The 22340-nt window shown below is 46.3% G+C and carries 25 protein-coding genes; 15 read left to right on the forward strand and 10 right to left on the reverse strand.

The features are described from left to right. Positions 1–237 precede the first annotated feature (237 nt). Complete coding sequence (locus AB4307_RS00005) at positions 238–783, forward strand: gamma carbonic anhydrase family protein (protein WP_017058763.1); 546 nt, start codon at positions 238–240, stop codon at positions 781–783. On the opposite strand, the gene AB4307_RS00010 is transcribed toward AB4307_RS00005, so the two are convergent. The 4 genes from AB4307_RS00010 to tsaC all read right to left on the reverse strand — a co-directional run bounded on the left by AB4307_RS00010 (position 780) and on the right by tsaC (position 3469). Continuing rightward, positions 780–1049: a DUF1488 family protein gene (locus AB4307_RS00010; RefSeq protein WP_017058764.1), complete on the reverse strand. Its 270-nt coding sequence runs from the start codon at positions 1047–1049 to the stop codon at positions 780–782. The two genes, AB4307_RS00005 and AB4307_RS00010, sit on opposite strands and share 4 nt — an antisense overlap. 17 nt (positions 1050–1066) lie before the next feature. Then, positions 1067–1897: a shikimate dehydrogenase gene (aroE, locus tag AB4307_RS00015; protein ID WP_017067739.1), complete on the reverse strand. Its 831-nt coding sequence runs from the start codon at positions 1895–1897 to the stop codon at positions 1067–1069. A 77-nt stretch (positions 1898–1974) separates the two neighbouring features. Next, positions 1975–2892, reverse strand: a complete 918-nt coding sequence (gene hemF, locus AB4307_RS00020; protein WP_372100684.1) for an oxygen-dependent coproporphyrinogen oxidase — start codon at positions 2890–2892, stop codon at positions 1975–1977. A 19-nt stretch (positions 2893–2911) separates the two neighbouring features. Beyond that, complete coding sequence (gene tsaC / locus AB4307_RS00025) at positions 2912–3469, reverse strand: L-threonylcarbamoyladenylate synthase type 1 TsaC (RefSeq protein ID WP_017058767.1); 558 nt, start codon at positions 3467–3469, stop codon at positions 2912–2914. Between the two features lie 195 nt (positions 3470–3664). On the opposite strand from tsaC, the gene purE reads away from it, so the two are divergent. Together purE and AB4307_RS00035 are read left to right on the forward strand one after the other, a co-directional pair. Next, the gene (purE, locus tag AB4307_RS00030) at positions 3665–4150 is read left to right on the forward strand and encodes a 5-(carboxyamino)imidazole ribonucleotide mutase (protein ID WP_004735777.1); all 486 of its coding nucleotides are present in this window, start codon (positions 3665–3667) and stop codon (positions 4148–4150) included. A 5-nt stretch (positions 4151–4155) separates the two neighbouring features. Next, a complete protein-coding gene (locus tag AB4307_RS00035; protein ID WP_102321074.1) occupies positions 4156–5286 on the forward strand; it encodes a 5-(carboxyamino)imidazole ribonucleotide synthase in 1131 nt (376 codons plus the stop codon). Positions 5287–5374: 88 nt separating this feature from the next. Here the strand turns inward: AB4307_RS00035 and AB4307_RS00040 are convergent, their stop codons facing one another. From AB4307_RS00040 to AB4307_RS00055, 4 genes are read right to left on the reverse strand one after another with little or no spacing between them, the layout of a single operon-like run. After that, the gene (locus tag AB4307_RS00040; RefSeq protein ID WP_372130732.1) at positions 5375–5944 is read right to left on the reverse strand and encodes a DNA topoisomerase family protein; all 570 of its coding nucleotides are present in this window, start codon (positions 5942–5944) and stop codon (positions 5375–5377) included. A gap of 12 nt (positions 5945–5956) precedes the next feature. Beyond that, positions 5957–6433: a DUF494 family protein gene (locus AB4307_RS00045; RefSeq protein WP_029235095.1), complete on the reverse strand. Its 477-nt coding sequence runs from the start codon at positions 6431–6433 to the stop codon at positions 5957–5959. 3 nt (positions 6434–6436) lie between these two features. Beyond that, positions 6437–7549 carry a DNA-processing protein DprA gene (gene dprA / locus AB4307_RS00050; RefSeq protein ID WP_372130735.1) on the reverse strand — a complete coding sequence of 371 codons (1113 nt, stop codon included), beginning with the start codon at positions 7547–7549 and terminating at the stop codon, positions 6437–6439. After that, entirely contained in the window at positions 7546–8637 is a 1092-nt protein-coding gene (locus tag AB4307_RS00055; protein WP_372130738.1) for a LysM peptidoglycan-binding domain-containing protein, read from the reverse strand. Before AB4307_RS00055 ends, dprA begins: the two co-directional genes overlap by 4 nt. A 140-nt stretch (positions 8638–8777) precedes the next feature. On the opposite strand from AB4307_RS00055, the gene def reads away from it, so the two are divergent. The 6 genes from def to AB4307_RS00085 all read left to right on the forward strand — a co-directional run bounded on the left by def (position 8778) and on the right by AB4307_RS00085 (position 15277). Then, positions 8778–9290: a peptide deformylase gene (def, locus tag AB4307_RS00060; protein ID WP_017058772.1), complete on the forward strand. Its 513-nt coding sequence runs from the start codon at positions 8778–8780 to the stop codon at positions 9288–9290. Between the two features lie 37 nt (positions 9291–9327). Next, positions 9328–10275 (forward strand): methionyl-tRNA formyltransferase, encoded by a 948-nt coding sequence (fmt, locus tag AB4307_RS00065; protein WP_017058773.1) that lies wholly within the window; start codon positions 9328–9330, stop codon positions 10273–10275. A 92-nt stretch (positions 10276–10367) separates the two neighbouring features. Beyond that, entirely contained in the window at positions 10368–11648 is a 1281-nt protein-coding gene (gene rsmB, locus AB4307_RS00070; protein ID WP_017058774.1) for a 16S rRNA (cytosine(967)-C(5))-methyltransferase RsmB, read from the forward strand. Between the two features lie 109 nt (positions 11649–11757). Then, positions 11758–13134 carry a Trk system potassium transporter TrkA gene (gene trkA / locus AB4307_RS00075; RefSeq protein ID WP_004735766.1) on the forward strand — a complete coding sequence of 459 codons (1377 nt, stop codon included), beginning with the start codon at positions 11758–11760 and terminating at the stop codon, positions 13132–13134. 95 nt (positions 13135–13229) lie between these two features. Next, positions 13230–14675 (forward strand): TrkH family potassium uptake protein, encoded by a 1446-nt coding sequence (locus tag AB4307_RS00080; RefSeq protein WP_029235459.1) that lies wholly within the window; start codon positions 13230–13232, stop codon positions 14673–14675. A 26-nt stretch (positions 14676–14701) separates the two neighbouring features. Further along, on the forward strand, positions 14702–15277 hold the full coding sequence (locus AB4307_RS00085) for a DUF3157 family protein (protein WP_017065828.1): 576 nt from the start codon (positions 14702–14704) through the stop codon (positions 15275–15277). Here the strand turns inward: AB4307_RS00085 and trhA are convergent. After that, positions 15274–15927, reverse strand: a complete 654-nt coding sequence (trhA, locus tag AB4307_RS00090; protein ID WP_017063010.1) for a PAQR family membrane homeostasis protein TrhA — start codon at positions 15925–15927, stop codon at positions 15274–15276. The two genes, AB4307_RS00085 and trhA, sit on opposite strands and share 4 nt — an antisense overlap. Positions 15928–16083: 156 nt before the next feature. After that, entirely contained in the window at positions 16084–16875 is a 792-nt protein-coding gene (locus AB4307_RS00095; protein WP_372098867.1) for a sporulation protein, read from the reverse strand. Between the two features lie 283 nt (positions 16876–17158). On the opposite strand from AB4307_RS00095, the gene AB4307_RS00100 reads away from it, so the two are divergent. The 6 genes from AB4307_RS00100 to AB4307_RS00125 all read left to right on the forward strand — a co-directional run bounded on the left by AB4307_RS00100 (position 17159) and on the right by AB4307_RS00125 (position 22278). Further along, the gene (locus AB4307_RS00100) at positions 17159–17326 is read left to right on the forward strand and encodes a hypothetical protein (protein ID WP_004739323.1); all 168 of its coding nucleotides are present in this window, start codon (positions 17159–17161) and stop codon (positions 17324–17326) included. A 131-nt stretch (positions 17327–17457) separates the two neighbouring features. Then, positions 17458–17721 carry a YihD family protein gene (locus tag AB4307_RS00105; protein WP_009848104.1) on the forward strand — a complete coding sequence of 88 codons (264 nt, stop codon included), beginning with the start codon at positions 17458–17460 and terminating at the stop codon, positions 17719–17721. 326 nt (positions 17722–18047) lie between these two features. After that, positions 18048–19466, forward strand: a complete 1419-nt coding sequence (ccoG, locus tag AB4307_RS00110) for a cytochrome c oxidase accessory protein CcoG (protein WP_372130741.1) — start codon at positions 18048–18050, stop codon at positions 19464–19466. Positions 19467–19539: 73 nt separating this feature from the next. Further along, positions 19540–20526, forward strand: coding sequence for a serine/threonine protein kinase (locus AB4307_RS00115; protein WP_372130748.1), 987 nt, complete (start codon positions 19540–19542; stop codon positions 20524–20526). 55 nt (positions 20527–20581) lie between these two features. Next, positions 20582–21181, forward strand: a complete 600-nt coding sequence (locus tag AB4307_RS00120) for a thiol:disulfide interchange protein DsbA/DsbL (protein WP_017063015.1) — start codon at positions 20582–20584, stop codon at positions 21179–21181. A gap of 140 nt (positions 21182–21321) precedes the next feature. Then, complete coding sequence (locus AB4307_RS00125; RefSeq protein ID WP_017069572.1) at positions 21322–22278, forward strand: DUF2860 domain-containing protein; 957 nt, start codon at positions 21322–21324, stop codon at positions 22276–22278. Positions 22279–22340 lie beyond the last annotated feature (62 nt).

Below are 22340 nucleotides of genomic sequence, written 5' to 3' on the forward strand. Positions count from 1 at the left end.
AAAACTTTTTTCAAGCGCTTAGCTTGGCTAATTTGACCTGCTGATTCGTTTTGGTTTCTTACGAAGCCATCCCGTGTCAGCGAGGTGGCATTATAGAGATTTCGATCACACTGGCAAGCCCTTTTTGAAGTTTTTCTTACTTTTTTGATTGTTCGAGCGTTTTTTGTTCAAAACACCCCATTTTCACTAGTATTCCTCTTAATTAAGGGCTTAAGGTGCCTATATAAAGGAGGATTTATGAGTTCAATACGCAGTTATAAAGGAATATCCCCTCAGATTGGGCAAGGTGTCTATATAGATACCAGTTCAGTACTGGTTGGTGATATCAAAATCGGTAACGACTCTAGCGTGTGGCCTTTGGTTGCAGCTCGAGGGGATGTGAACCACATTCATATTGGAGAGAGAACGAATATCCAAGATGGTAGTGTCTTGCACGTCACCCATAAGAATGCTGAAAACCCTGACGGTTATCCTCTCTTAATAGGTAATGATGTCACTATCGGGCATAAAGTAATGCTGCATGGCTGCACTATTGAGGATCGTGTACTTGTTGGTATGGGAGCGATCGTGTTGGATGGCGTGATTATCCAAAAAGAAGTGATGATTGGTGCTGGTAGCTTAGTGCCACCAAACAAGGTACTTGAAAGCGGTTACCTCTATGTAGGAAGCCCAGTAAAACAAGCTCGCCCATTAAATGATAAAGAGCGTGCCTTTCTACAGAAGTCTGCAGACAACTACGTTCAGAATAAAAATGACTATCTAGACTCTGTAATTTCAGTCTAAAGCGCTTTGATCTGAATCCGATTAGAGGAGTCATACTCCTCTTCTTCTATTAACTCTTCCGCTAGCTCTTCAATATCGAAACGTAACTCTGAAAAGATAACTAAAGCTTGATCGCCTTCTTCTATATCTTTACCTGCCAATCGTGATAATTCCTCAATAGACATGACACATTCAATCAATGCGCCCGACTGTTGTGCTGGGAACGTGATTGTTCGGCTCTCTTCATCCCAATCTTGGATATCAGGAAATAGAATTGATTGATTCATTTTTTATAAACACCCCATTACATCTCTAGATTTTTACGTAATTCTCTTAAAATCTGTTTTGTTCCCGGACGAAGACCACGCCAAAGCATAAAGCTTTCTGCTGCCTGCCCCACTAGCATACCCAAACCATCATAAGCAGCATGAACACCATTATCTAATGCCCATTGATTGAATACCGTCGTTCCAGATCCATAAACCATGTCATAAACGGCGCTAGTAGAATTGAAAATCACCTCAGACACTTCAGGAAGCTGCCCGCTTAGACCAGATGAGGTAGAGTTAATAATGACATCAAAGCCTTCATTAACATCACTTAGCCCCATCCCCTTGATGTTGCCATGCGACGAAAACATCTCAGCCAGAAGTTCAGCCTTGGAGCTGGTTCGATTAGCGACCACCAGCTGTTGTGGCTTTTGGTCGAGAAGAGGTTGAATCACTCCTCTCGCAGCACCACCAGCGCCAAGAAGAAGAACACGTGCTCCTTTTAGCGTGACTTGATGTTGAAGCAGGTCTTGAACTAAGCCCTCACCATCGGTGTTATCACCAATGATCTCTCCATCATCTAACTTCTTAAGGGTATTTACGGCACCAGCTAGTTCAGCTCTCTCAGTTAGGCGATTGGCTAACTGATAGGCATCTTCTTTAAAAGGCGCTGTGACATTGCACCCTCGACCACCTTCGCTGAAAAAGGTTTTGGCAGCAGTGATAAATTGACCGTGCTCTGGCTGTAATGCTGTATAGGTAAGTTGTTGGCTGGTTTGGCGAGCAAATAATGTGTGAATGAATGGCGATTTGCTTTGCCCAATAGGATTACCGAAAACGGCATAACGATCTACTTGCTGTGTCATATCCTTACCTAACAGAAATAATAAAAAGGGTCATCTATATAGATGACCCTATCACTATCCCTATAAGGAAGGAAGAACTACCAAACTCGAGGTTTGAGGTAGTCACTATAAAGCAGAGCTTCTGGTGAGCCCGCTTGCGGTTCATAGCGATATTCCCAACGAGCCAACGGCGGCATCGACATCAATATAGACTCTGTGCGCCCACCGCTTTGCAGGCCAAATAAGGTACCACGGTCGTAAACTAGGTTGAATTCAACATAGCGGCCACGACGGTATAGTTGGAAGTCACGCTCACGTTCGCCATAAGGTGTATCTTTGCGACGCTCGACAATAGGTAAGTACGCCGCAGCAAAACCTTCACCGACAGCCTGCATATAAGCAAAGCTCTTATCGAAACCCCACTCATTTAAGTCATCAAAGAACAGACCACCAACACCACGTGTTTCGTCTCGGTGAGGAAGATAGAAGTACTTATCACACCACTCTTTGTGTTCTTGATAAACATCATCACCAAACGGCGCACAAAGATCTTTAGCAGTTTGATGCCAAGATTGGCAATCTTCATCGACAGGATAAAATGGCGTTAAGTCAAAACCACCACCAAACCACCAAATCGGGTCTTCCCCTTCTTTTTCCGCAATGAAGAATCGAACGTTCGCGTGTGAGGTTGGGATATATGGGTTTTTAGGGTGGATAACTAATGAAACCCCCATCGCCTCAAACTTACGTCCGGCTAACTCAGGACGGTGAGCGGTTGCAGAGGCAGGCATTGCTTTACCAGCGACGTGAGAGAAGTTAACTCCACCCTGTTCAAATAAAGCACCATTGGTCATCACGCGAGTACGACCACCGCCACCTAGACGATCGCCAGGTTCTCGCTGCCATGCATCTTCTTCAAACAACGCTACACCATCAGCTTGCTCAAGCTGCTGGCAAATCGAATCTTGTAGGCTCAGTAAAAACTGCTTTACTGCTTCTTTATCAATTGCTGACATCTTACTTCCTTTGCAGGGTTTAACCCTGTCTTAATATTTTCGACGTTTTTGCATCTCTAATTTCGCTTGGCTTCTCACGGCCACCCGTTTGGCCTTCTAGAATCGCGACTAAGTGTTGACCCAGTTGCTGTTGAACTTCTTCAGTCGTCATACAAGGCGGCTCGCCAGTCAGGTTGGCACTGGTAGAGGTTAACGGCTTGCCGAACTCATTACACATTCTTTGAACCAAAGGGTGATCCGTCACTCGTACCGCGATGGAATCAAACTGGCCGCTGACCCAGTCAGTAACTTTGCTGCTGGTTGGCATAATCCAAGTGACCGGACCTGGCCATGTCGCTTTCACTGTTACCAACTGTTCTTCCGTCAACTGGCTTTCATCAATATAAGGAAGCAGCTGCTCGTAACTTGCAGCAATCAAGATCAAGCCCTTTTCAACTGGACGCTGTTTTAACTCGAGTAATTTCTTGATGGCATGTGGATTATCAGGATCACAACCAACCCCAAAAACGCCTTCGGTCGGGTAAGCAATGACTTCACCTTGTTGTAATGCCTGCAATGTATGTTGAAAGTTATCCACGGGTTGCCTCATTAAGTCAGTTATCGAACTCGCTAAGTGTACAAATTATCATTCACTGTGACTAAAGCTATTTGTTTATAAAATGTATCAATTAACAACTTAGACTGACGCAAACGTTTTCCTTAAGTAATTTTACCCGTATAATGCGCGCAAAATATCTAATCACTAATTAAATCGTACCTGAAGGAGTTTGAGATGACTGTCGGTATTATCATGGGTTCTAAATCTGATTGGCCAACAATGAAGCTAGCTGCAGAAATGTTGGATCAGTTTGGCGTGGCGTACGAAACAAAAGTGGTTTCTGCTCACCGCACACCTCAGTTGCTTGCAGACTACGCAACCAGTGCGAAAGAGCGCGGTATTAAAGTAATTATTGCTGGTGCTGGCGGTGCAGCGCACCTTCCGGGCATGGCTGCTGCTTTCACAAGCGTACCAGTTCTGGGTGTTCCAGTTCAGTCTAAAGCACTGAAAGGCATGGACTCTCTGCTTTCTATCGTGCAGATGCCAAAAGGTATCGCGGTAGGTACTTTGGCTATCGGTGAAGCTGGCGCTGCCAATGCAGGCATCCTAGCGGCTCAAATCATTGGTACACACAATGAAGAAGTAATGGCAAAAGTAGAAGCATTCCGTTCTGAGCAAACAGAAACGGTTTTGGCTAATCCAAACCCTGCAGAGGACTAATTTCCATGCATGTTCTTGTGTTAGGCGCGGGCCAACTTGCTCGCATGATGTCCCTAGCTGGGGCACCGCTGAATATTGAAATTTCTGCTTTTGATGTTGGCAGCAAAAATATTGTTCACCCATTAACGCAAGCGATTCTAGGTAACGGCTTAGAAAATGCGATTGAGCGTGCGGACGTCATTACTGCTGAATTCGAACATATTCCTCACGATGTACTTGAGGTGTGTGAGCGCAGCGGTAAGTTCTTACCGACAACAGAAGCAATCAAAGCTGGCGGTGACCGTCGTCTTGAAAAAGCCCTGTTAGACGAAGCGAACGTGAAGAATGCTAAGTACTACGTGGTTAACTCTCGCGAAGACTTTGACGCTGCAATTGCTCACGTTGGCTTACCAATGGTGTTGAAGAGCACACTTGGCGGCTACGACGGCAAGGGCCAATGGCGCTTAAAGACATTAGACAATGTTGACGCGACTTGGGCAGAAATGGCTGAGTGCATTACCGCGACCGACAACCAAGCGATTGTGGCTGAAGAGTTTGTTCCGTTTGACCGCGAAGTATCACTGGTTGGTGCTCGTGATACCAATGGCGAGGTTCAAGTGTATCCACTGGCTGAGAATGTTCACACCGACGGCGTGTTGAGCTTATCGACAGCGATTGATGACATTGAACTGCAAGAGCAAGCTAAAGCCATGTTCACTGCCATTGCTGAGCGTTTAGATTACGTTGGCGTGCTAGCACTTGAGTTCTTTGATGTTCAAGGTTCACTGCTTGTTAATGAGATTGCACCACGTGTTCATAACTCGGGCCACTGGACGCAACAAGGCGCAGAGACTTGTCAGTTTGAAAACCACCTACGTGCAGTGTGTGGCATGCCACTAGGTAGCACTAAACTGATTCGTCCAACCGCAATGATCAACATTCTTGGCGAAGATACTCTTCCTGAGGCTATTCTTGCTCAAGGTGGTTGTCATGTTCATTGGTATGGCAAAGAAAAGCGTGCAGGTCGCAAGATGGGTCACATTAACGTGAGCGCTGACTACAACGCAGAATTACAAAGAGCTTTGTGCTCATTGGCTGAGATTCTTGATAAGCAAGCCTACCCTGCTGTGCATGAGTTTGCTGAGCAGATGAAGTAAGCCTACATTGGCTTATTGATATAAAAAGTTTATTGGAAACAAAAACGGCGCTCAGTGAGCGCCGTTTTTTTGTGTCTATAATATCGAGTTATTGAGATTGAATGTGGTGACACTTGCGATCAGCGCATTGCTTCTTGGTACCACTGGCTGTTTTCTTCTCAAGTAACAACGGGAACTGGCACTGTTCACAACGACCTATAACAGGTGGCTGATTAACGGCGAACTTACACTTAGGGTAGTTATCACACGCATAGAAGGTTTTGCCATAGCGAGATTTACGCTCAACCAAGTGGCCTCGACCACACTCAGGGCAGGCAACAAGTGGCTGCTCTTCAGGTTGTTCTTTCGGTTGGTCCAAAGATTCGATGTGATTACACTCTGGATAACTGCTACAGCCAATGAACATCCCAAAGCGACCTTGCCTTAATACCAATTCGTTTTGGCATTTAGGACACGGAACGCCCAGCTCTTTCACCACATGACCATCATTTTGATGAAGAGGCTTGATGTAATCACAGCTCGGATACTGCTTACAGCCTAAAAATGGGCCGAGCTTACCGTGGCGAAGCTGAAGCTCCCCACCACACTGTGGACATGGTTCATGCTCAAACGCATGTTCATGTGCTGAAAAAAGCTGATTATCAATCTTACTACTCATGATAAGCCTGTATTAATGCAAGATACCTTGCTCTTTGGTGTACAACAGCTCTTCCATTTGCGTGTAAGCACTTTCATTACCCGGTACATTGAACAGTACCATTAAGATAATCCACTTCAGATCATCCAACTCAAATTCATTGGTCTCTAACCCCATGACACGATCAATCACCATTTCACGAATCTCTGTCGTGAGGACGTTGATCTGCTCAAGGAACAACAAGAAACCACGACACTCCATATTAATACGTGATATCTCTTTACTTGTGTAAACACGCATCGAGGTATTAGAGCACATAGTAATCGCCGCTTGGTTATCGGTATCTTGCAGTGCAGCAAGGTCTTCTAACCAATGGAGAGCCTTATAAATATCATCTTGGTGAAACCCCGCTCGAAGAAGTTCATCTTCAAGTTCGTCTTGATCCACCTGCAATTCAGAATCGCTATGGATGTAGGTTTCAAACAAGTACATCAGTATGTCCATCATCATAGCTTAGCCTCTCCCCTTTCGAATATAGCCACCGGAAACTGCAACAACATGCCCTGAGAGCTCAAGCTCTAAAAGCTGCATCATGACTTCATGCACAGGTATATGGGTTCTCTGTGCCAAAATATCAACGGGTGTCGCCTCTAATCCTACGTTAGCTAACAGCTGTGGAAATGGCAATTGTTCATTTTCACCCTCATTCGGCGTAGGTTCGAATAAGCTCGGCTGCTGATCTATAGACCAGTTTAACAGACTCTTTATTTCAATCAGAACATCTTGAGCATTTTGCACTAAACATGCTCCAGCTTTGATGAGACTGTTACCTCCGCGACTGGTTGGGCTATGAATAGAACCGGGCAGCGCAAACACTTCTCGACCTTGCTCCATGGCATAGCGAGCGGTAATTAAAGAGCCACTCTTCTCAGCCGCTTCCACCACCAAGGTTCCTAACGACAAGCCACTTATAATACGGTTACGACGGGGGAAATGTTCAGGTCTTGGTTTAGCATTCGGTCGAAACTCTGAAATCAGCGCTCCGTTCTCACAGATCCTCTCAGCTAGATTTCGGTGGCGGGCAGGATAAATGGAGTCCAAGCCAGACCCCAACACTGCAAAAGTTTCCCCTCTTTTATCTAGAGCACCATCATGAGCATAGCCATCGATACCTAAAGCTAAGCCACTGGTGACAATTAAACCGTTTTGGACAAACTCTTTGGCGAAGGACTTGGCGGTCTGCAGTCCTTCAATACTGGCATTGCGGCTGCCGACCATCGCGATTTGAGGCTCGATCAGTTTTTCAACGTGACCTTTAACGAAAAGAACACTGGGCGCAGAGGCAATCTCATTAAGCAGTTTGGGATAATGTGGGCAATTAGGGGTAATGATGTGATGGTTAGGCTGTTTTGCTTGCCATGATAAGCAAGCCTCCACTTCTCTTGGGGCTTGCTCTCTTAGATAAGAAATTTGTTTGCCTGATAAACCCATCACTTGCAGCTGCTGGCTTGAGTAGCCAACAATGTTCGAAGGGGAATCGATACTCAGCAGGCGAGAAAGGCGTTTGCCACCCAATTGAGGAACAAAACTTAGAGTTAGCCAAGCACTCAGTTGTTGCTCATTCACTCGGTGCCCTTAACCTCTTCTGTCAAAGCAAGATCCAAAGGCGATACTGCCAGAATGCCCTTGCTAACAGGCTTAGAGCTCTGAGTGATCAACGCGAGGCTAAAATACTCATAAGGACGAATGACCATCAAGCTACCCAGCGAGGTACTTGGCAATTGCACCTTATCGCTCGCCGCAGACTCTTTATAACTGTATTCACCTTGCTTACCAAACACCACCGCACCGCTTTCGCTGAGGGTAAACATAGAACCTTGGCGAAGGTTATCCTGTGAACCTTTGTTGATCACTACCACCTGATTCTTCGCGCTGTATTGGCTGCCATCTAATGAGCCCAAGATATTAGCAAATTGACCCGCCGCACTAGGTGCAGGATAAAACGTGGTAGAGAGCTTCACCTGATCAACACCAAGTTCTGGTAGCACAAGGTCGTTCAGCAATACCTCTTGCTGCTGAGTGTCTATCTGCAAGCTGCTGAACTCAGCATCCACTTCTTTTAAGCGCGCCGTGGCGACCAAACGCAAAGAGGTCATACTTGCTTGGGGTTGCTGCCGTTGGTAGGTTTCAACTGCGCGGTAGATACCCCACTTTTGATGCTGTTGGTTACCTGAGATAAACAACCGGTCTGCACCCGATAAGAAGCGTTTGCCATCGCTGGTACCTAATACTCGTTGCGCTGATTCGATATCTTGCTGCTCTACCAAGCGATCAGACTGTAAATATGGCAAAACCAGCCCTTCATTGACGGTAGGTACTGCTTTCTTCTCAGAGACACGAATCTTAGGGCTAAGCTTGATAACAGGCTTGAGGCTCAATACAGGCTCGCCATTAATCCAAACCAAAGACAGTTTATCTCCGGGATAAATGAGATGAGGGTTTTCTATCTCTGGATTGACCTGCCATAACCTTGGCCACAACCATGGACTATCGAGATACATCGCAGAGATATCCCACAAAGTATCGCCCTTAACCACCACATACGCCTCAGGTGCGCCCTGTTTAATGGTTAAAGGTTGCTCACTATTTTCAGCCGTAGCGGCGAACGAAATCGAGGCACAAATAAGAGATAAAGCAGGCAATAAATGACGCATGACCTAGGTTCCTTGGTCTGAATATATGACATCTGATTGGAGAATTACCTTCAGGATGCTGTCATTTGACCTCTAAAATGTCTAGAATTGAGCCAACAAGGTTTAAGCTGTTTCGGCACAGTTCAATATTTCGAGTGTATATGTCTGTATTACAAGTATTAACATTACCAGATGATCGTCTACGTACCGTGGCGAAACCGGTAAAAGAAGTTACCCCAGAGATTCAAAAGTTCGTTGATGACATGATTGAAACCATGTACGACGAAGAAGGTATCGGCCTTGCGGCAACGCAAGTAGATTTCCACCAACGCATCGTTGTTATCGATATTTCAGAAACACGTGATGAGCCAATGGTGCTTATCAACCCTGAAATTACTGAGAAGCGCGGCGAAGATGGAATCGAAGAAGGCTGCCTATCTGTACCAGGCGCTCGAGCTCTAGTACCTCGCGCTGCAGAAGTAACGGTTAAAGCACTAGACCGTGACGGCAACGAATTCACATTCGACGCTGACGACCTTCTGGCTATCTGTGTTCAGCACGAACTTGACCACCTAGAAGGCAAGTTGTTTGTTGATTACCTATCGCCACTAAAGCGTAAACGTATCCAAGATAAGCTAGCGAAGATTAAACGTTTCAACGAGAAACAAGGTTAATAACCGCTGCTATTACTAAATTAGAAGGAAGCCTACCTTGAGTCAGTCTTTAAGAATTGTCTTTGCAGGTACTCCGGATTTCGCCGCCCGTCACTTGGCGGCGTTGTTGTCTTCGGAGCATGAAGTTGTTGCTGTTTACACACAGCCAGATCGCCCAGCAGGCCGCGGTAAAAAACTCACTGCGAGCCCAGTAAAAAACATCGCACTTGAAAACAATATTCCGGTTTACCAACCAGAAAACTTCAAGTCAGATGAGGCTAAGCAAGAGCTAGCTGAATTGAACGCTGACATCATGGTTGTTGTCGCTTACGGCTTATTGCTTCCGCAGGTTGTATTAGATACGCCTCGCTTAGGTTGTATCAACGTACATGGCTCTATCCTACCGCGCTGGCGTGGTGCTGCTCCGATTCAACGCTCTATTTGGGCGGGTGATAAAGAGACAGGCGTGACGATCATGCAGATGGATATCGGCCTAGATACTGGCGACATGCTAAGTATCGCGACGCTGCCTATCGAAGCGACAGATACTAGCGCATCTATGTACGAGAAATTAGCGGGCCTTGGCCCTGATGCGCTTGTTGAATGTCTAGCGGACATCGCTTCTGGCAAAGCAGTTGCAGAAAAGCAAGACGATGAGCTTGCGAACTACGCGAAGAAGCTAAGCAAAGAAGAAGCGCGTATCAACTGGAGTGATGAAGCTGCGCATATTGAGCGCTGCGTTCGTGCCTTCAACCCATGGCCAATGAGTCACTTTGAAGCTGCTGAGAACAGCATTAAAGTATGGCAAAGCCGTGTGGCAGAGCAAACTTCTGATAAGCCTGCAGGTACCATTCTGCAAGCGGATAAAACTGGTATCTATGTTGCGACAGGGCAAGGCGTACTTGTTCTTGAACAACTGCAAGTTCCAGGTAAAAAAGCCATGTCAGTTCAGGATATCTTGAACTCACGTGCAAGCTGGTTTGAAGTTGGTACACAACTTTCTTAATCCGCTTTTAAAGCTGCTAATTACGCAGCTAAGAAAACCTTTACGAGGGCAGAGATGCCCTCATGTATTCAAATAAATATTCGGTACCCCTCATGAATGTTCGCGCTGCTGCTGCAAATGTCCTATTCCAAGTTGTCGATAAAGGCCACTCTCTGTCACACGCTCTCCCTGCGGCTCAAAAAACGATCCGTCCACGAGACCATGCTCTACTGCAAGAGATTTGCTACGGCGCACTTCGTTACCTGCCTCGTTTAGAGTCAATCGCTAACGAACTGATGGAAAACCCGCTTAAAGGTAAAAAGCGTGTATTCCACCACCTAATCTTGGTGGGCATTTACCAACTAAGCTTCATGCGTATCCCTTCGCATGCCGCGGTTGCTGAAACGGTTGAGGGCACTAAAACACTGCGTGGTCCAAGCCTGAGTGGTTTGATCAACGCTGTGCTACGTAGCTACCTACGTGACCAAGAAGAACTGGACGAGAAAGCCGTTAGTCACAATGCAGGCAAATACGGCCACCCAAGCTGGATTCTAAAAATGCTTCAAGAGAGCTACCCAGATCAATGGGAGCAACTAGTTGAAGCAAACAACAGTAAGGCACCAATGTGGCTGCGCGTTAACCGCCAACACCACACTCGTGACGAGTATGTTGAACTACTTAAAAACGAAAACATTGAATACACATTGCACCCAGAAGCAGCCGATGCCATAAAATTAGCTGCACCTTGTGATGTTACTTTGCTTCCTGGCTTCGACAGAGGTTGGGTATCAGTGCAAGACGCTGCCGCTCAGCTTTCGGTTGACTACCTAACACCAAAAGATGGTGAGCTGATCTTAGATTGTTGTGCTGCGCCAGGTGGTAAAACGGCACACATTCTTGAGCACACTCAAGACACTGAAGTGGTTGCGATTGACTGCGACATTAAACGCCTAGACCGTGTTTACGATAACCTTGAGCGTCTACAACTGCGTGCCGACGTAATTTGTGGTGATGCTCGCTACCCTGAAGAGTGGTGGATGGGTGATAAGTTCGACCGTATCCTGCTTGATGCGCCTTGTTCAGCGACTGGCGTAATTCGCCGTCACCCTGATATCAAGTGGCTACGTCGTGCGTCTGACATTGATGCGCTGGCTGAACTGCAAAGCGAGATTATGGATGCAATGTGGCGTCAGCTGAAAGAAGGCGGCACCATGGTTTATGCGACTTGTTCTATCACGCCGCAAGAAAACGTGCTGCAAGTGAAAGCATTCCTAGCACGCACTGAGAACGCTACGTTGGTTGGGTCTGATATCGAAAATCCGGGTCGTCAAATACTACCTGGAGAAGAAGATATGGATGGCTTCTACTACGCAGTTCTAGTAAAACAGGCATAACAACTAACAGCGGCTAAGAATTTATTTCTTAGCCGCTGTTTCTTTCTAGTGCATTATCAAAATAAAGTTAGATAACTAGAATTACCACGGTAAAGAAAAGAGAAAGGCTATGAAGATCATTATCCTAGGTGCTGGACAAGTTGGCGGTACCCTTGCTGAAAACCTGGTTGGTGAAAACAACGACATCACCATTGTCGACCGTAATGCTGACCGACTTCGTGAACTTCAGGATAAGTACGACCTTAGGGTTGTAAACGGTTATGCCAGCCACCCAAACACACTACGTGAAGCGGGTGCGCAAGATGCCGACATGTTGGTTGCCGTAACCAACATGGATGAAACCAACATGGCTGCGTGTCAGGTTGCTTTCTCTCTTTTCAATACGCCGAACCGAATTGCTCGTATTCGCTCTCCTCAATACCTAGAAGAGAAAGAAGCGTTATTCAAATCAGGTGCCATCCCAGTCGATCACCTGATCGCACCCGAAGAGCTAGTGACCAGCTACATCGAGCGCCTGATTCAATACCCAGGCGCACTGCAGGTTGTGAGCTTTGCTGAACAGAAGGTTAGCCTAGTAGCAGTAAAAGCCTACTACGGTGGTCCACTGGTTGGTAACGCATTGTCTGCTTTGCGTGAGCACATGCCGCACATTGATACCCGTGTTGCCGCTATTTTCCGTCAAGGTCGCCCTATTCGTCCACAAGGCACCACCATCATTGAAGCCGATGATGAAGTGTTCTTCGTCGCAGCGAGTAACCACATCCGCTCAGTAATGAGTGAGCTACAGCGCCTAGAGAAACCGTACCGCCGCATCATGATTGTCGGTGGTGGTAACATTGGTGCAAGCTTGGCAAAACGCCTTGAGCAGAGCTACAGTATCAAGCTTATCGAGCGCAGCTACACTCGCGCCGAGAAGCTGTCTGAAGAATTAGAAAACACCATCGTATTCTGTGGTGATGCCGCCGATCAAGAGCTGCTGACCGAGGAGAACATCGATCAAGTTGATGTGTTCATCGCCCTAACCAATGAAGATGAAACCAACATCATGTCAGCCATGCTGGCGAAGCGAATGGGTGCCAAGAAGGTAATGGTACTGATTCAGCGTGGTGCTTACGTAGACCTTGTTCAGGGTGGTGTGATTGATATTGCTATCTCGCCACAGCAAGCGACCATTTCTGCGCTGCTTACTCACGTTCGTCGTGCTGATATCGTAAACGTATCCTCTCTACGTCGCGGCGCTGCAGAGGCGATCGAAGCGATTGCTCACGGTGACGAAACCACCTCTAAAGTGGTTGGCCGAGCGATTGGCGACATCAAGTTACCACCGGGCACCACTATTGGTGCGATTGTTCGCGGAGAAGAAGTACTTATCGCGCACGATAGAACCGTAATCGAACAGGATGACCACGTAGTGATGTTCCTAGTGGACAAGAAATACGTACCGGATGTTGAGTCTCTATTCCAACCGAGCCCGTTCTTCTTATAGCCTTGTTCTCGTGAGCTTCTTCTCGCAACTTTCTTTTGTGAGAACGGCGCTCCGGCACAAAGCTGTAATCAATTAAAGCTATGGTCTATTAAGCTATGGTCAACTTTCGTCCGATATTATTAGTGATAGGGTTAGTGTTATCAAAACTCGCCCTTTTCATGTACATCCCTACATTGGTTGCCTTTTTCACAGGCACCGGTGGCTTCCTCGAGTTTGGTCAGTCGGTAGTGATCACGCACATTGTGGCGTTCATCTGCTTGAGCTTAGGCCGTTCAGCTAAGTTCCGACTTGGGGTACGGGACATGTTCCTGATCACCTCTCTGGTATGGACGATAGCCAGTGCCTTTGCTGCACTGCCGTTTGTCTTCATCAACCACATCAGCTTCATTGACGCCTATTTTGAAACCATGTCTGGTATCACCACGACAGGCTCAACCGTATTAAGCGGCTTAGACAGCATGGCTCCAAGTATTCTGTTGTGGCGTTCTATACTGCAATGGTTAGGTGGCATCGGCTTCATCGTTATGGCGGTAGCGGTTCTGCCAATGCTCAACGTCGGTGGTATGCGCCTGTTCCAAACCGAATCATCCGATTGGTCAGATAAAAGCAGCCCACGAGCGAAAACGGTCGCCAAGAACATCGTGGCGGTTTATCTGGTTCTGACTGGGTTGTGCATCATTAGCTACCTGTTTGCAGGCATGGGTATCTTTGACGCAATCAATCATGCCTTCACAACACTGTCTACGGGTGGTTACTCAACATCAGATGGCTCGATGAACCACTTCTCTAACAGTGCTCACTGGGTGGGAACACTGTTCATGTTCCTTGGCGGCCTGCCGTTCTTACTGTTTGTTAGCGCACTGCGAGGCCGAAAACTCTCAATCCTCTACAAAGACGCGCAAGTGAGAGGTTTCACGTACCTGTTCTTGGTCACCAGCGCCGTAATATCAACATGGTTGGTGGTTAGAGATGGTTACACAGTCATGGATGCGATGCGTGTTTCGATGTTCAACATTGTGTCAGTCGTAACCACAACCGGTTTTGGCTTAGAAGATTTCACCGCGTGGGGCGCTTTGCCTACCACGCTGTTTGCCTTTTTAATGATGGCGGGCGCGTGCTCAGGTTCAACCTCTGGTGGTATCAAGATCTTCCGCTTCCAGATCGCGATGACCATGCTTCATAAGCAGATGATGAAACTGATTCACCCGTCGGGCGTGTTTGTTCAACGCTACAATCAGCGACCGGTGAATGACGATATTGTGCGTTCACTAGTCGCATTTGGTTTGATGTTCTTTATTACGATTATCTTAATTGCAGGTGGCTTGAGCGCGATGGGGCTTGATCCCGTGACCAGTATATCTGGCGCTATCACAGCCGTTGCCAACGTTGGTCCTGGTATGGGCAGCGTTATCGGTCCAACCGGGAACTTTGCTCCACTGCCCGACGCCGCTAAATGGTTGCTAAGCTTAGGAATGCTGATGGGGCGACTCGAGATATTGACGCTCATTGTTCTATTTTTCCCAGCCTTTTGGCGACGTTAACCAAGCACAAAATCAAGGAAACACAGATGAAATCATACGTACTTCTCGCTAGCGCATTGCTCGCAAACTCAGTATTCGTAAGTTCTGCCTTTGCTGATCAAATGGTCACCTTGCCTGATGGCAAGCAAGTGTTACTCAAAGATGATTTTACTTGGCAATACGTGGCACCAAAGCAAACGGAAGCAGCAACGACAACATCAGAGACTGCAGTGCCTGTCGTAGCCGTACCTGTCGCAACGAACACGCGTGGCACTACGATTGTGGTTAATAGTAAAAAGCCAAGCTTACAGCTGTCTCAGTCAGGAGTGGATGTTGTACTGGGTGCAAGTCGCTATGAAGATGGTGAGCTTATCATTCCGACAGCCATCACTAACCAAGGCACTCAAGCGGTCATTTTGGTATCACTTAACATCAGCGTATTTACTGCAGAAGGTGAGTTGTTGGCAGAAGAAGAAGTTGCTGTGTGGAAATCAATCAAACGAATGGCCGACACATACCTACGACCAAAGACGGGTGAAGAAGGCAAGCTCATCAAGCTCGACCTAGAACAACACCCTGAATATCAGATTAAAGCTGAGATTACTGAGGTACTGGCTCGCTAAACCGGAGTCACGTACAAATAAATAGCGAAGAAATGGCAAGCGCAGCCCGCCAACACAAACAAATGCCAGATGGCATGATTGTAAGGGATGCGTTTTGCCACATAGAAAATCACACCCAACGAGTAAATCACGCCACCGAGTGCTAGTAGCACCAAACCACCCATCTCGATATTCATCGCCAGTTGATAAACCACAATCAGCGATAACCAACCCATCGCCAAGTAAGTCACCAATGACAAACGCTTAAATCGGTAGACGAAGGCAATCTTCATAATGATTCCGACTAGCGCGATACCCCAAATCACTGCCATCAAACCCATCGCCAATGGTGTTCTTAAACTCACCAATAAAAATGGCGTGTAACTGCCCGCGATCAATAAGTAGATCGCACAGTGATCGAGAGTTTTCAGTAATCGCTTGGTCTTTTCTGTGGTGATCGAGTGATAAAGCGTGGAAGCGAGAAAGAGTAGGATAATACTGCTGCCATATACCGCCATACTCGCAATAGTCAGTATGTCGGCTTGATGGTCAAACGCACGAATCAGCAGCAGGATTAAACCAACCACGCCAAGCACAACACCCAAGCCATGGGTTATCGCATTGGCGCGTTCTTCGATGTCACTGTATTCGCTCGCCGATGATGCAGACATGATTATCCTACTAGAGTAAATGTTCGATTTGCCTAGTATTGCACATTAAGCTTACACGTGTAAGCTTAAATTTTTATGACATCTTTTATGACATTAATAACGCCTAAACGGTGTGATGAAGCTAAGGTCTCTAAAGCTACAGAACCAAAGAGCTAACTAAGATGCGTTGTCTAGATACTCAAGTACCATCTTGCCCGCATCTTGTGGTGACGTATCCAATGGCACACTCAATTGACGCTGCAGTTGGCCAATGCCTAACAAGCTCGCCAACATGCCTTTTGCACCATCGCGATTGCGGTCTATCTCAAACCACAGCTTAAGCTCCGTATCATCACGATGAGCAACCACTTCCAGCTCACGCCAGCGGCCATGATATGGACCAGTGGTAGGGACAAATTCAAACTCTTGTACAAACGGTAATTCAAAGCCATCTACCGCTTCACATTCAACTTGGCGAATACGCAGACCTTGAGCTTCGAGTTCGTTAAAAATGCCATCAAGAAGTGCATCTGGGCGAACCGTTAAAATATCCTTATCCGAAGGGTCAATCGCCATCGCAATATCGAGCCCGGTTTCAAGCCACACCTTTGAGTCACCAATCGTCACTGGGGTATTCAACGGCACATCAAACTCGCATTCAAAATCACGGGTTTCACCCGGCTGAATAACAAAGGAATACGGCAGGCTCCATTTGGCCAACGAGTATGTTTGGTGCATTCGACGTGTTTGACCGCCCTCTTGCCTTTGCGAATTCATAGTAATTTCTTTGACGTAACGACAGCACAAGTTGAGATCGATATTGTCGATCTCTTGTGGCTGAGCGCCACCATAGACATGCACAATAATGCTCGCCTTCTTGCCTGGATAAAGCACTTCCTGTTGCAATACAGAATCCACCTTGGCAGATCCAATTCCAAAACTTGCTAACGTTTTCTTTAAGAACGACATATGCACCTCCTTTAAAGCATCATCTTAAGCCTGAAAGAGGTTCAAACTCAAATATACTGCTCACACTATTTTAGCTCTAATATCGTCTATTTATCACTCAGGCGTCGATCGATAACTTAGATAGTGATAATCTAAGCCTTGATATGCATGCATATCATTATCCTGATTTATTCTTCGGATTGGCGAAAGCCAGACGAGTGACGCTTCAAGCAATTGAGGTGGAGCTCATGGTAAATCAGGCCATTAGATTGGCAATGGATATGCCTGACCGTTAGGTAAATTAATGCGCCCAACAGCTGTCAGGTTCTCGCACACCAACCGTAGTGCGATGCGTCGTCGTAGTGGCTTTGTTGCTGCTCCAACGGCTAAGAAATTGGCTCCTACAATGACTCTAGTTGAGAAGACTGCTTTATTAGCACCGACTACAACGAAAGTGATTAAAGCCGCTTAACAAAAAGCGCAGTTTTTACTGCGCTTTTTTCTTGCCCGCTCCCATCTTGAAATGTGTTTACACATTGGTATTCCCTACCCGATTTGATACCTTAGCCACAAATCATTATAAAATTTGTGGAGAAATAAAGTATGAAGTGTCACCGCATTGAAGAACTGCTTGAACTGATGGAGCCTGAGTGGCAGAAAGATCAAGAGCTTAACCTATTAGAGTTCATCATTAAGCTATCAAAAGAAGCGGGCTACCAAGGCAAGCTTGAAGAACTGACTGACGATGTTCTTATCTATCACCTAAAAATGCGCAACAGCGAAAAAGATGAGATGATCCCGGGCCTGAAAAAAGACCAAGAAGATGATTTCAAAACCGCAATTCTAAAAGCACGTGGCCTTCTTTAGTCGCCCGTTAGTTTAGAGCTCAATTGCCGTATAGATAAAACACTCAATTTTAAAAAGCGACCACCAGGTCGCTTTTTTGTTTCTGTTCGCTATTTTTTCGTCACAACTGTTATGACTTTTGTTGTTAAAGGTTGATAGCGTTAAAGAAATGAGAACAAGATTGTCGCTATAATCGCCATCCATAAGAATCTTCTAAAATAATAAGAGTGAGTGCGATAACAACAAATGCACCAAGCTCAATTTCAACAGGTTCTCTAAACCATACTTTCAAGTAATGTCGTCATGCCCGACTTAACCGGGCAAACAAGCCACAAAAAGGATAGTCCATGAGTCAGGATAAAATCGATATCAAAGATGTGACTCCTAAAACCTTTAACCCGAAAACACATAAAGGTAATGGAGATCGATTTAACCCAAGTAACCGAATCTATGTTCGAGAAAGCAAAGGTAAATTCCAACAACTGCGTCGCTATGGCGGTTGGTTCTTACTTTTACTTTTTGCGCTTATCCCATGGATTCCCTTTGGTGAACGTCAAGCGATCTTGCTCGATATCGGCAGCCAACAGTTCAACTTCTTTGGCACCACCTTATACCCGCAAGATCTGACCCTACTCGCGATCCTATTTATGATTGCCGCGTTTGGCCTGTTTTTCATAACCACCTTCTTAGGCCGTGTCTGGTGTGGCTATTTATGCCCACAAACCGTCTGGACCTTCATGTATATCTGGTTCGAAGAGAAGCTAGAAGGCGCTGCCAATAAGCGAAGAAAGCAAGACTCGGGCAAACTGACGAGCAATTTAATCCTCAGAAAAACCCTCAAACACATTGCGTGGTGGGCGATTGCCATTGCGACGGGCTTAACCTTTGTTGGTTACTTCATCCCAATCAAAGAGTTAGTGGTTGGCTTCTTTACCTTTAACTCGTCTTTCTGGCCGGTGTTTTGGGTACTGTTCTTTGCTGGATGTACTTATGCCAATGCGGGTTGGATGCGTTCAATTGTTTGTCTGCACATGTGTCCTTACGCGCGTTTCCAGTCGGCAATGTTCGATAAAGACACCTTCATCGTTGGTTACAACACAGAACGTGGTGAAAGCCGTGGCCCTCGCTCTCGTAAAGCCGATCCAAAAGAGCTTGGTCTAGGCGACTGTATTGACTGTAATCTGTGTGTACAAGTGTGCCCTACGGGTATCGATATCCGTGACGGCCTGCAATACGAGTGTATTAACTGCGGCGCGTGTATTGATGCCTGTGACAACACGATGGAGCGTATGGGCTATGAGAAAGGCCTGATCAATTACACCACCGAGCACAGACTTAAAGGTCACTCGACCAAGGTAATGCGTCCCAAGCTGTTGGGCTATGGCGCTATCTTGATCGTGATGCTGGGCTTGTTCTTCGCCCAAATCGCGAGCGTTGATCCTGCCGGCCTAAGTGTTCTGCGTGACCGAAACCAACTGTTTAGAGTCAATAACCAAGGGTTGGTTGAAAACACCTACACCTTGAAAGTGATCAACAAGACTCAACAAGAGCAAGAGTACAAACTCGATGTTAGCGGACTGCCCGATTCTATCTGGTATGGTAAACAGACGATTACTGTCGATCCAGGCGAGGTTTTGAACCTACCTATCAGTTTGGGCGCCGACCCAGAAAAACTGAGCTCACCAGTTTCGACAATTCAGTTTATACTCTCGGATAATGAAGAGTTTACGATGGAAGTCGAAAGCCGCTTTATCAAGAAGCTCTGATACCCGCACCGTAGTGCTTGGTATAACAACCCAATAAATGGAAAAAGGCTCAGTAATGAGCCTTTTTTATTCTATGACGATGCAAGCCTTTAACTTTGATAACCTGACTCCTGACTTCATGTGGTACGCACTGGAGAGCATTGGAGTTCGTGCTGAATCCGGGCTTCTCGCTCTCAACAGCTACGAAAACCGGGTGTATCAATTCACCGATGAAGACCGTAAGCGCTACGTCGTTAAGTTTTATCGTCCGCAACGCTGGAACAAGGCACAGATCCAAGAAGAGCATGACTTCGCACTCGAGCTTATCGAGCAAGAGATGCCTGTTGCTCCTCCAATACGAATCAACGGTGCAACCTTACATGAATACCAAGGCTACCTATTTGCACTATTTGAAAGTGTTGGCGGCAGACAGTATGAAGTTGACAATCTAGATCAATTGGAAGGCGTAGGACGCTTTCTTGGTCGTATTCATAAAGCCAGCGCGGGAAGAACATTCCAGCATCGCCCGACCATCAGCTTAGATGAATACCTTTATCAGCCACGTAAGATTCTAGAGAACTCTCAGTTTATCCCGACGCACCTAGAAAATGCCTTCTTCAATGACGTTGACCTTCTGATCAAAGAGCTAGAGAGCCAGTGGCCGAGCAACATTGAGAATATCCGCCTGCACGGTGACTGCCACCCTGGCAATATTTTGTGGCGCGATGGGCCAATGTTCGTCGATCTTGATGACGCACGTAACGGCCCTGCGATACAAGATCTGTGGATGCTGCTCAATGGCGAGCGCCAAGATAAGCTGATGCAACTGGATATTTTGCTAGAGAGTTACCAAGAGTTTTGCGATTTTAATACCGCACAACTGAAACTAATCGAGCCACTACGCGGTCTACGTATGGTGCATTACATGGCATGGTTGGCGAAACGATGGCACGATCCTGCGTTTCCTCTGGCCTTCCCGTGGTTTAATGATCCGAAATATTGGGAGCAACAAGTACTTGCTTGTAAAGAGCAAATTGCTACCCTGCAAGAGCCACCACTTTCGTTAATGCCTCAGTGGTAACAGCAATCGCAACATACAACTAGATAAAAATTCAAACATAATGGAGATTGGATAAATGAAAAAGCTATTCGCATTTTTCTCATTGATCATGTTGAGCCTTACCGCTCACGCTGCGAAATTTAACGAAGGTGAACACTACAAAGTTCTCGACCTAGAAGCATCAAAAAAACCAATGGTGACAGAGTTCTTCTCTTTTTACTGCCCACACTGTAATAGCTTTGAGCCAATCATCCAGCAGCTAAAACAACAGCTACCTAAAGACGCTAAGCTACAGAAGAACCATGTTTCATTCATGGGTGGCAACATGGGTCTGCCAATGAGCAAAGCTTACGCGACAATGATTGCACTGAAAGTTGAAGATAAAATGGTGCCAGTGATGTTTAACCGCATCCACACAATGAACAAGCCACCACGTGATGAAGAAGAACTGCGTCAAATCTTCCTAGACGAAGGCGTTGATGCGAAGAAATTCGATGCTGCGTATAACGGCTTTGCTGTAGATTCTATGGTTCGTCGCTTCGACAAAGCATTCAAAGACAGCGGCCTTTCAGGTGTACCCGCTGTTGTGGTTAACAACCGCTACCTAGTAGAAGCTCAAGGTATCAACTCTCTTGATGAGTACTTCGAGCTCGTGAACTTCTTATTAAAGAAGTAAGCCATTGATGAAAGGAAGCTTCGGCTTCCTTTTTTTTTGCTAGTTCAAAAATCATTATTGATAAATAATTAACCTGGAAGTTTAAAGCTTTACTGCTATTAATAACCCGTCCTAAGAACCTGTGGGCAAGGAGCCCTTGAATGAAAATAAAAATAACTCTCTTGGCATTGAGCGTTGCGGCTTCTCCCGCTTTTGCCAAGCTTGCAGACCAACAAGGTTTCAGTGGTGAAATCTCTCTCAATACCGGGGTTACCTCTTCCACCTCGAACTTTAATACCGATGCTGATAGCAATCTTTCATCCACAGATCAGAAGGCTTCTTCGGAAAGCTCTTTTCTGGTTGCTCCTTTAGGTAGTGTTGCTTATACCTTTGGTGAAAAGCTAAACCATCAGGTATACACAGGTACCGCGCGAGATGATGTAGCAACAGGTACTGTAGTTCTCGAAGTCGGTTACAAATACCAACTTGAGTCAGGCATGGTGATCGACGCTTCACTGCTGCCAACCATTATGTCTGGTGAAACTTGGGCTGATCCATACAACACCACATCAGCTCGCACCAAGACCGATGAAACTGGCAATGCGTTTCGTTTGAAGCTAAGCAACATTGCGGGCTCAGCTTTCTCGCTAGACATGGCCTATGCGACCAAAGATGTCGACAAGGATGATATTCAAGATCAAGAGCTCAAACGAGATGCCAATACTCTCTACTTGAAAGGTCAATATCGCCTGCCACTTAGTCGTACCATGATGCTTATTCCATCCGTCATCTATCAAACACGTGATGCTGATGGTAAAGCTGAATCTTACGACCAATTCGGTGGTGAGGTAAGCTTGTTTGGTGGCATGGGGCGTCACCAGTACGCACTAACAGCGGGTTACAACCAACGCTCTTACGATGCGAGCAACCCGATCTACGACAAGAAACGCAGCGACGACAATATCAACCTATTCGCCGCCTATGAGTATGATCAATTCATGGATTGGGAAAACTGGTCGTTTATTTCACTGGCAGGCTACGGCACCAGCGACTCGAACATTACCTTCTACGACGAGTCTCAATATATCGTTTCAGTTGGCTTGAACTACAAGTTCTAACCTTAGCGAGTATGAACTGCAATCCAACGAAAGCCTGCATCTAAGCAGGCTTTTTCTGCTTG

Source organism: Vibrio sp. 10N.261.52.C2 (assembly GCF_041471425.1).
GTDB lineage: Bacteria > Pseudomonadota > Gammaproteobacteria > Enterobacterales > Vibrionaceae > Vibrio > Vibrio crassostreae_C.

Coding starts and splice junctions, on each gene's coding strand:
- AB4307_RS00005 (WP_017058763.1), top strand. CDS start 238: ATGAGTTCAATACGCAGTTATAAAGGAATATCCCCTCAGATTGGGCAA.
- AB4307_RS00010 (WP_017058764.1), bottom strand. CDS start 1,049: ATGAATCAATCAATTCTATTTCCTGATATCCAAGATTGGGATGAAGAG.
- aroE (WP_017067739.1), bottom strand. CDS start 1,897: ATGACACAGCAAGTAGATCGTTATGCCGTTTTCGGTAATCCTATTGGG.
- hemF (WP_372100684.1), bottom strand. CDS start 2,892: ATGTCAGCAATTGATAAAGAAGCAGTAAAGCAGTTTTTACTGAGCCTA.
- purE (WP_004735777.1), top strand. CDS start 3,665: ATGACTGTCGGTATTATCATGGGTTCTAAATCTGATTGGCCAACAATG.
- AB4307_RS00035 (WP_102321074.1), top strand. CDS start 4,156: ATGCATGTTCTTGTGTTAGGCGCGGGCCAACTTGCTCGCATGATGTCC.
- AB4307_RS00040 (WP_372130732.1), bottom strand. CDS start 5,944: ATGAGTAGTAAGATTGATAATCAGCTTTTTTCAGCACATGAACATGCG.
- AB4307_RS00045 (WP_029235095.1), bottom strand. CDS start 6,433: ATGATGATGGACATACTGATGTACTTGTTTGAAACCTACATCCATAGC.
- AB4307_RS00055 (WP_372130738.1), bottom strand. CDS start 8,637: ATGCGTCATTTATTGCCTGCTTTATCTCTTATTTGTGCCTCGATTTCG.
- def (WP_017058772.1), top strand. CDS start 8,778: ATGTCTGTATTACAAGTATTAACATTACCAGATGATCGTCTACGTACC.
- rsmB (WP_017058774.1), top strand. CDS start 10,368: ATGAATGTTCGCGCTGCTGCTGCAAATGTCCTATTCCAAGTTGTCGAT.
- trkA (WP_004735766.1), top strand. CDS start 11,758: ATGAAGATCATTATCCTAGGTGCTGGACAAGTTGGCGGTACCCTTGCT.
- AB4307_RS00080 (WP_029235459.1), top strand. CDS start 13,230: ATGGTCAACTTTCGTCCGATATTATTAGTGATAGGGTTAGTGTTATCA.
- AB4307_RS00085 (WP_017065828.1), top strand. CDS start 14,702: ATGAAATCATACGTACTTCTCGCTAGCGCATTGCTCGCAAACTCAGTA.
- trhA (WP_017063010.1), bottom strand. CDS start 15,927: ATGTCTGCATCATCGGCGAGCGAATACAGTGACATCGAAGAACGCGCC.
- AB4307_RS00095 (WP_372098867.1), bottom strand. CDS start 16,875: ATGTCGTTCTTAAAGAAAACGTTAGCAAGTTTTGGAATTGGATCTGCC.
- AB4307_RS00100 (WP_004739323.1), top strand. CDS start 17,159: ATGCGCCCAACAGCTGTCAGGTTCTCGCACACCAACCGTAGTGCGATG.
- AB4307_RS00105 (WP_009848104.1), top strand. CDS start 17,458: ATGAAGTGTCACCGCATTGAAGAACTGCTTGAACTGATGGAGCCTGAG.
- ccoG (WP_372130741.1), top strand. CDS start 18,048: ATGAGTCAGGATAAAATCGATATCAAAGATGTGACTCCTAAAACCTTT.
- AB4307_RS00115 (WP_372130748.1), top strand. CDS start 19,540: ATGACGATGCAAGCCTTTAACTTTGATAACCTGACTCCTGACTTCATG.
- AB4307_RS00120 (WP_017063015.1), top strand. CDS start 20,582: ATGAAAAAGCTATTCGCATTTTTCTCATTGATCATGTTGAGCCTTACC.
- AB4307_RS00125 (WP_017069572.1), top strand. CDS start 21,322: ATGAAAATAAAAATAACTCTCTTGGCATTGAGCGTTGCGGCTTCTCCC.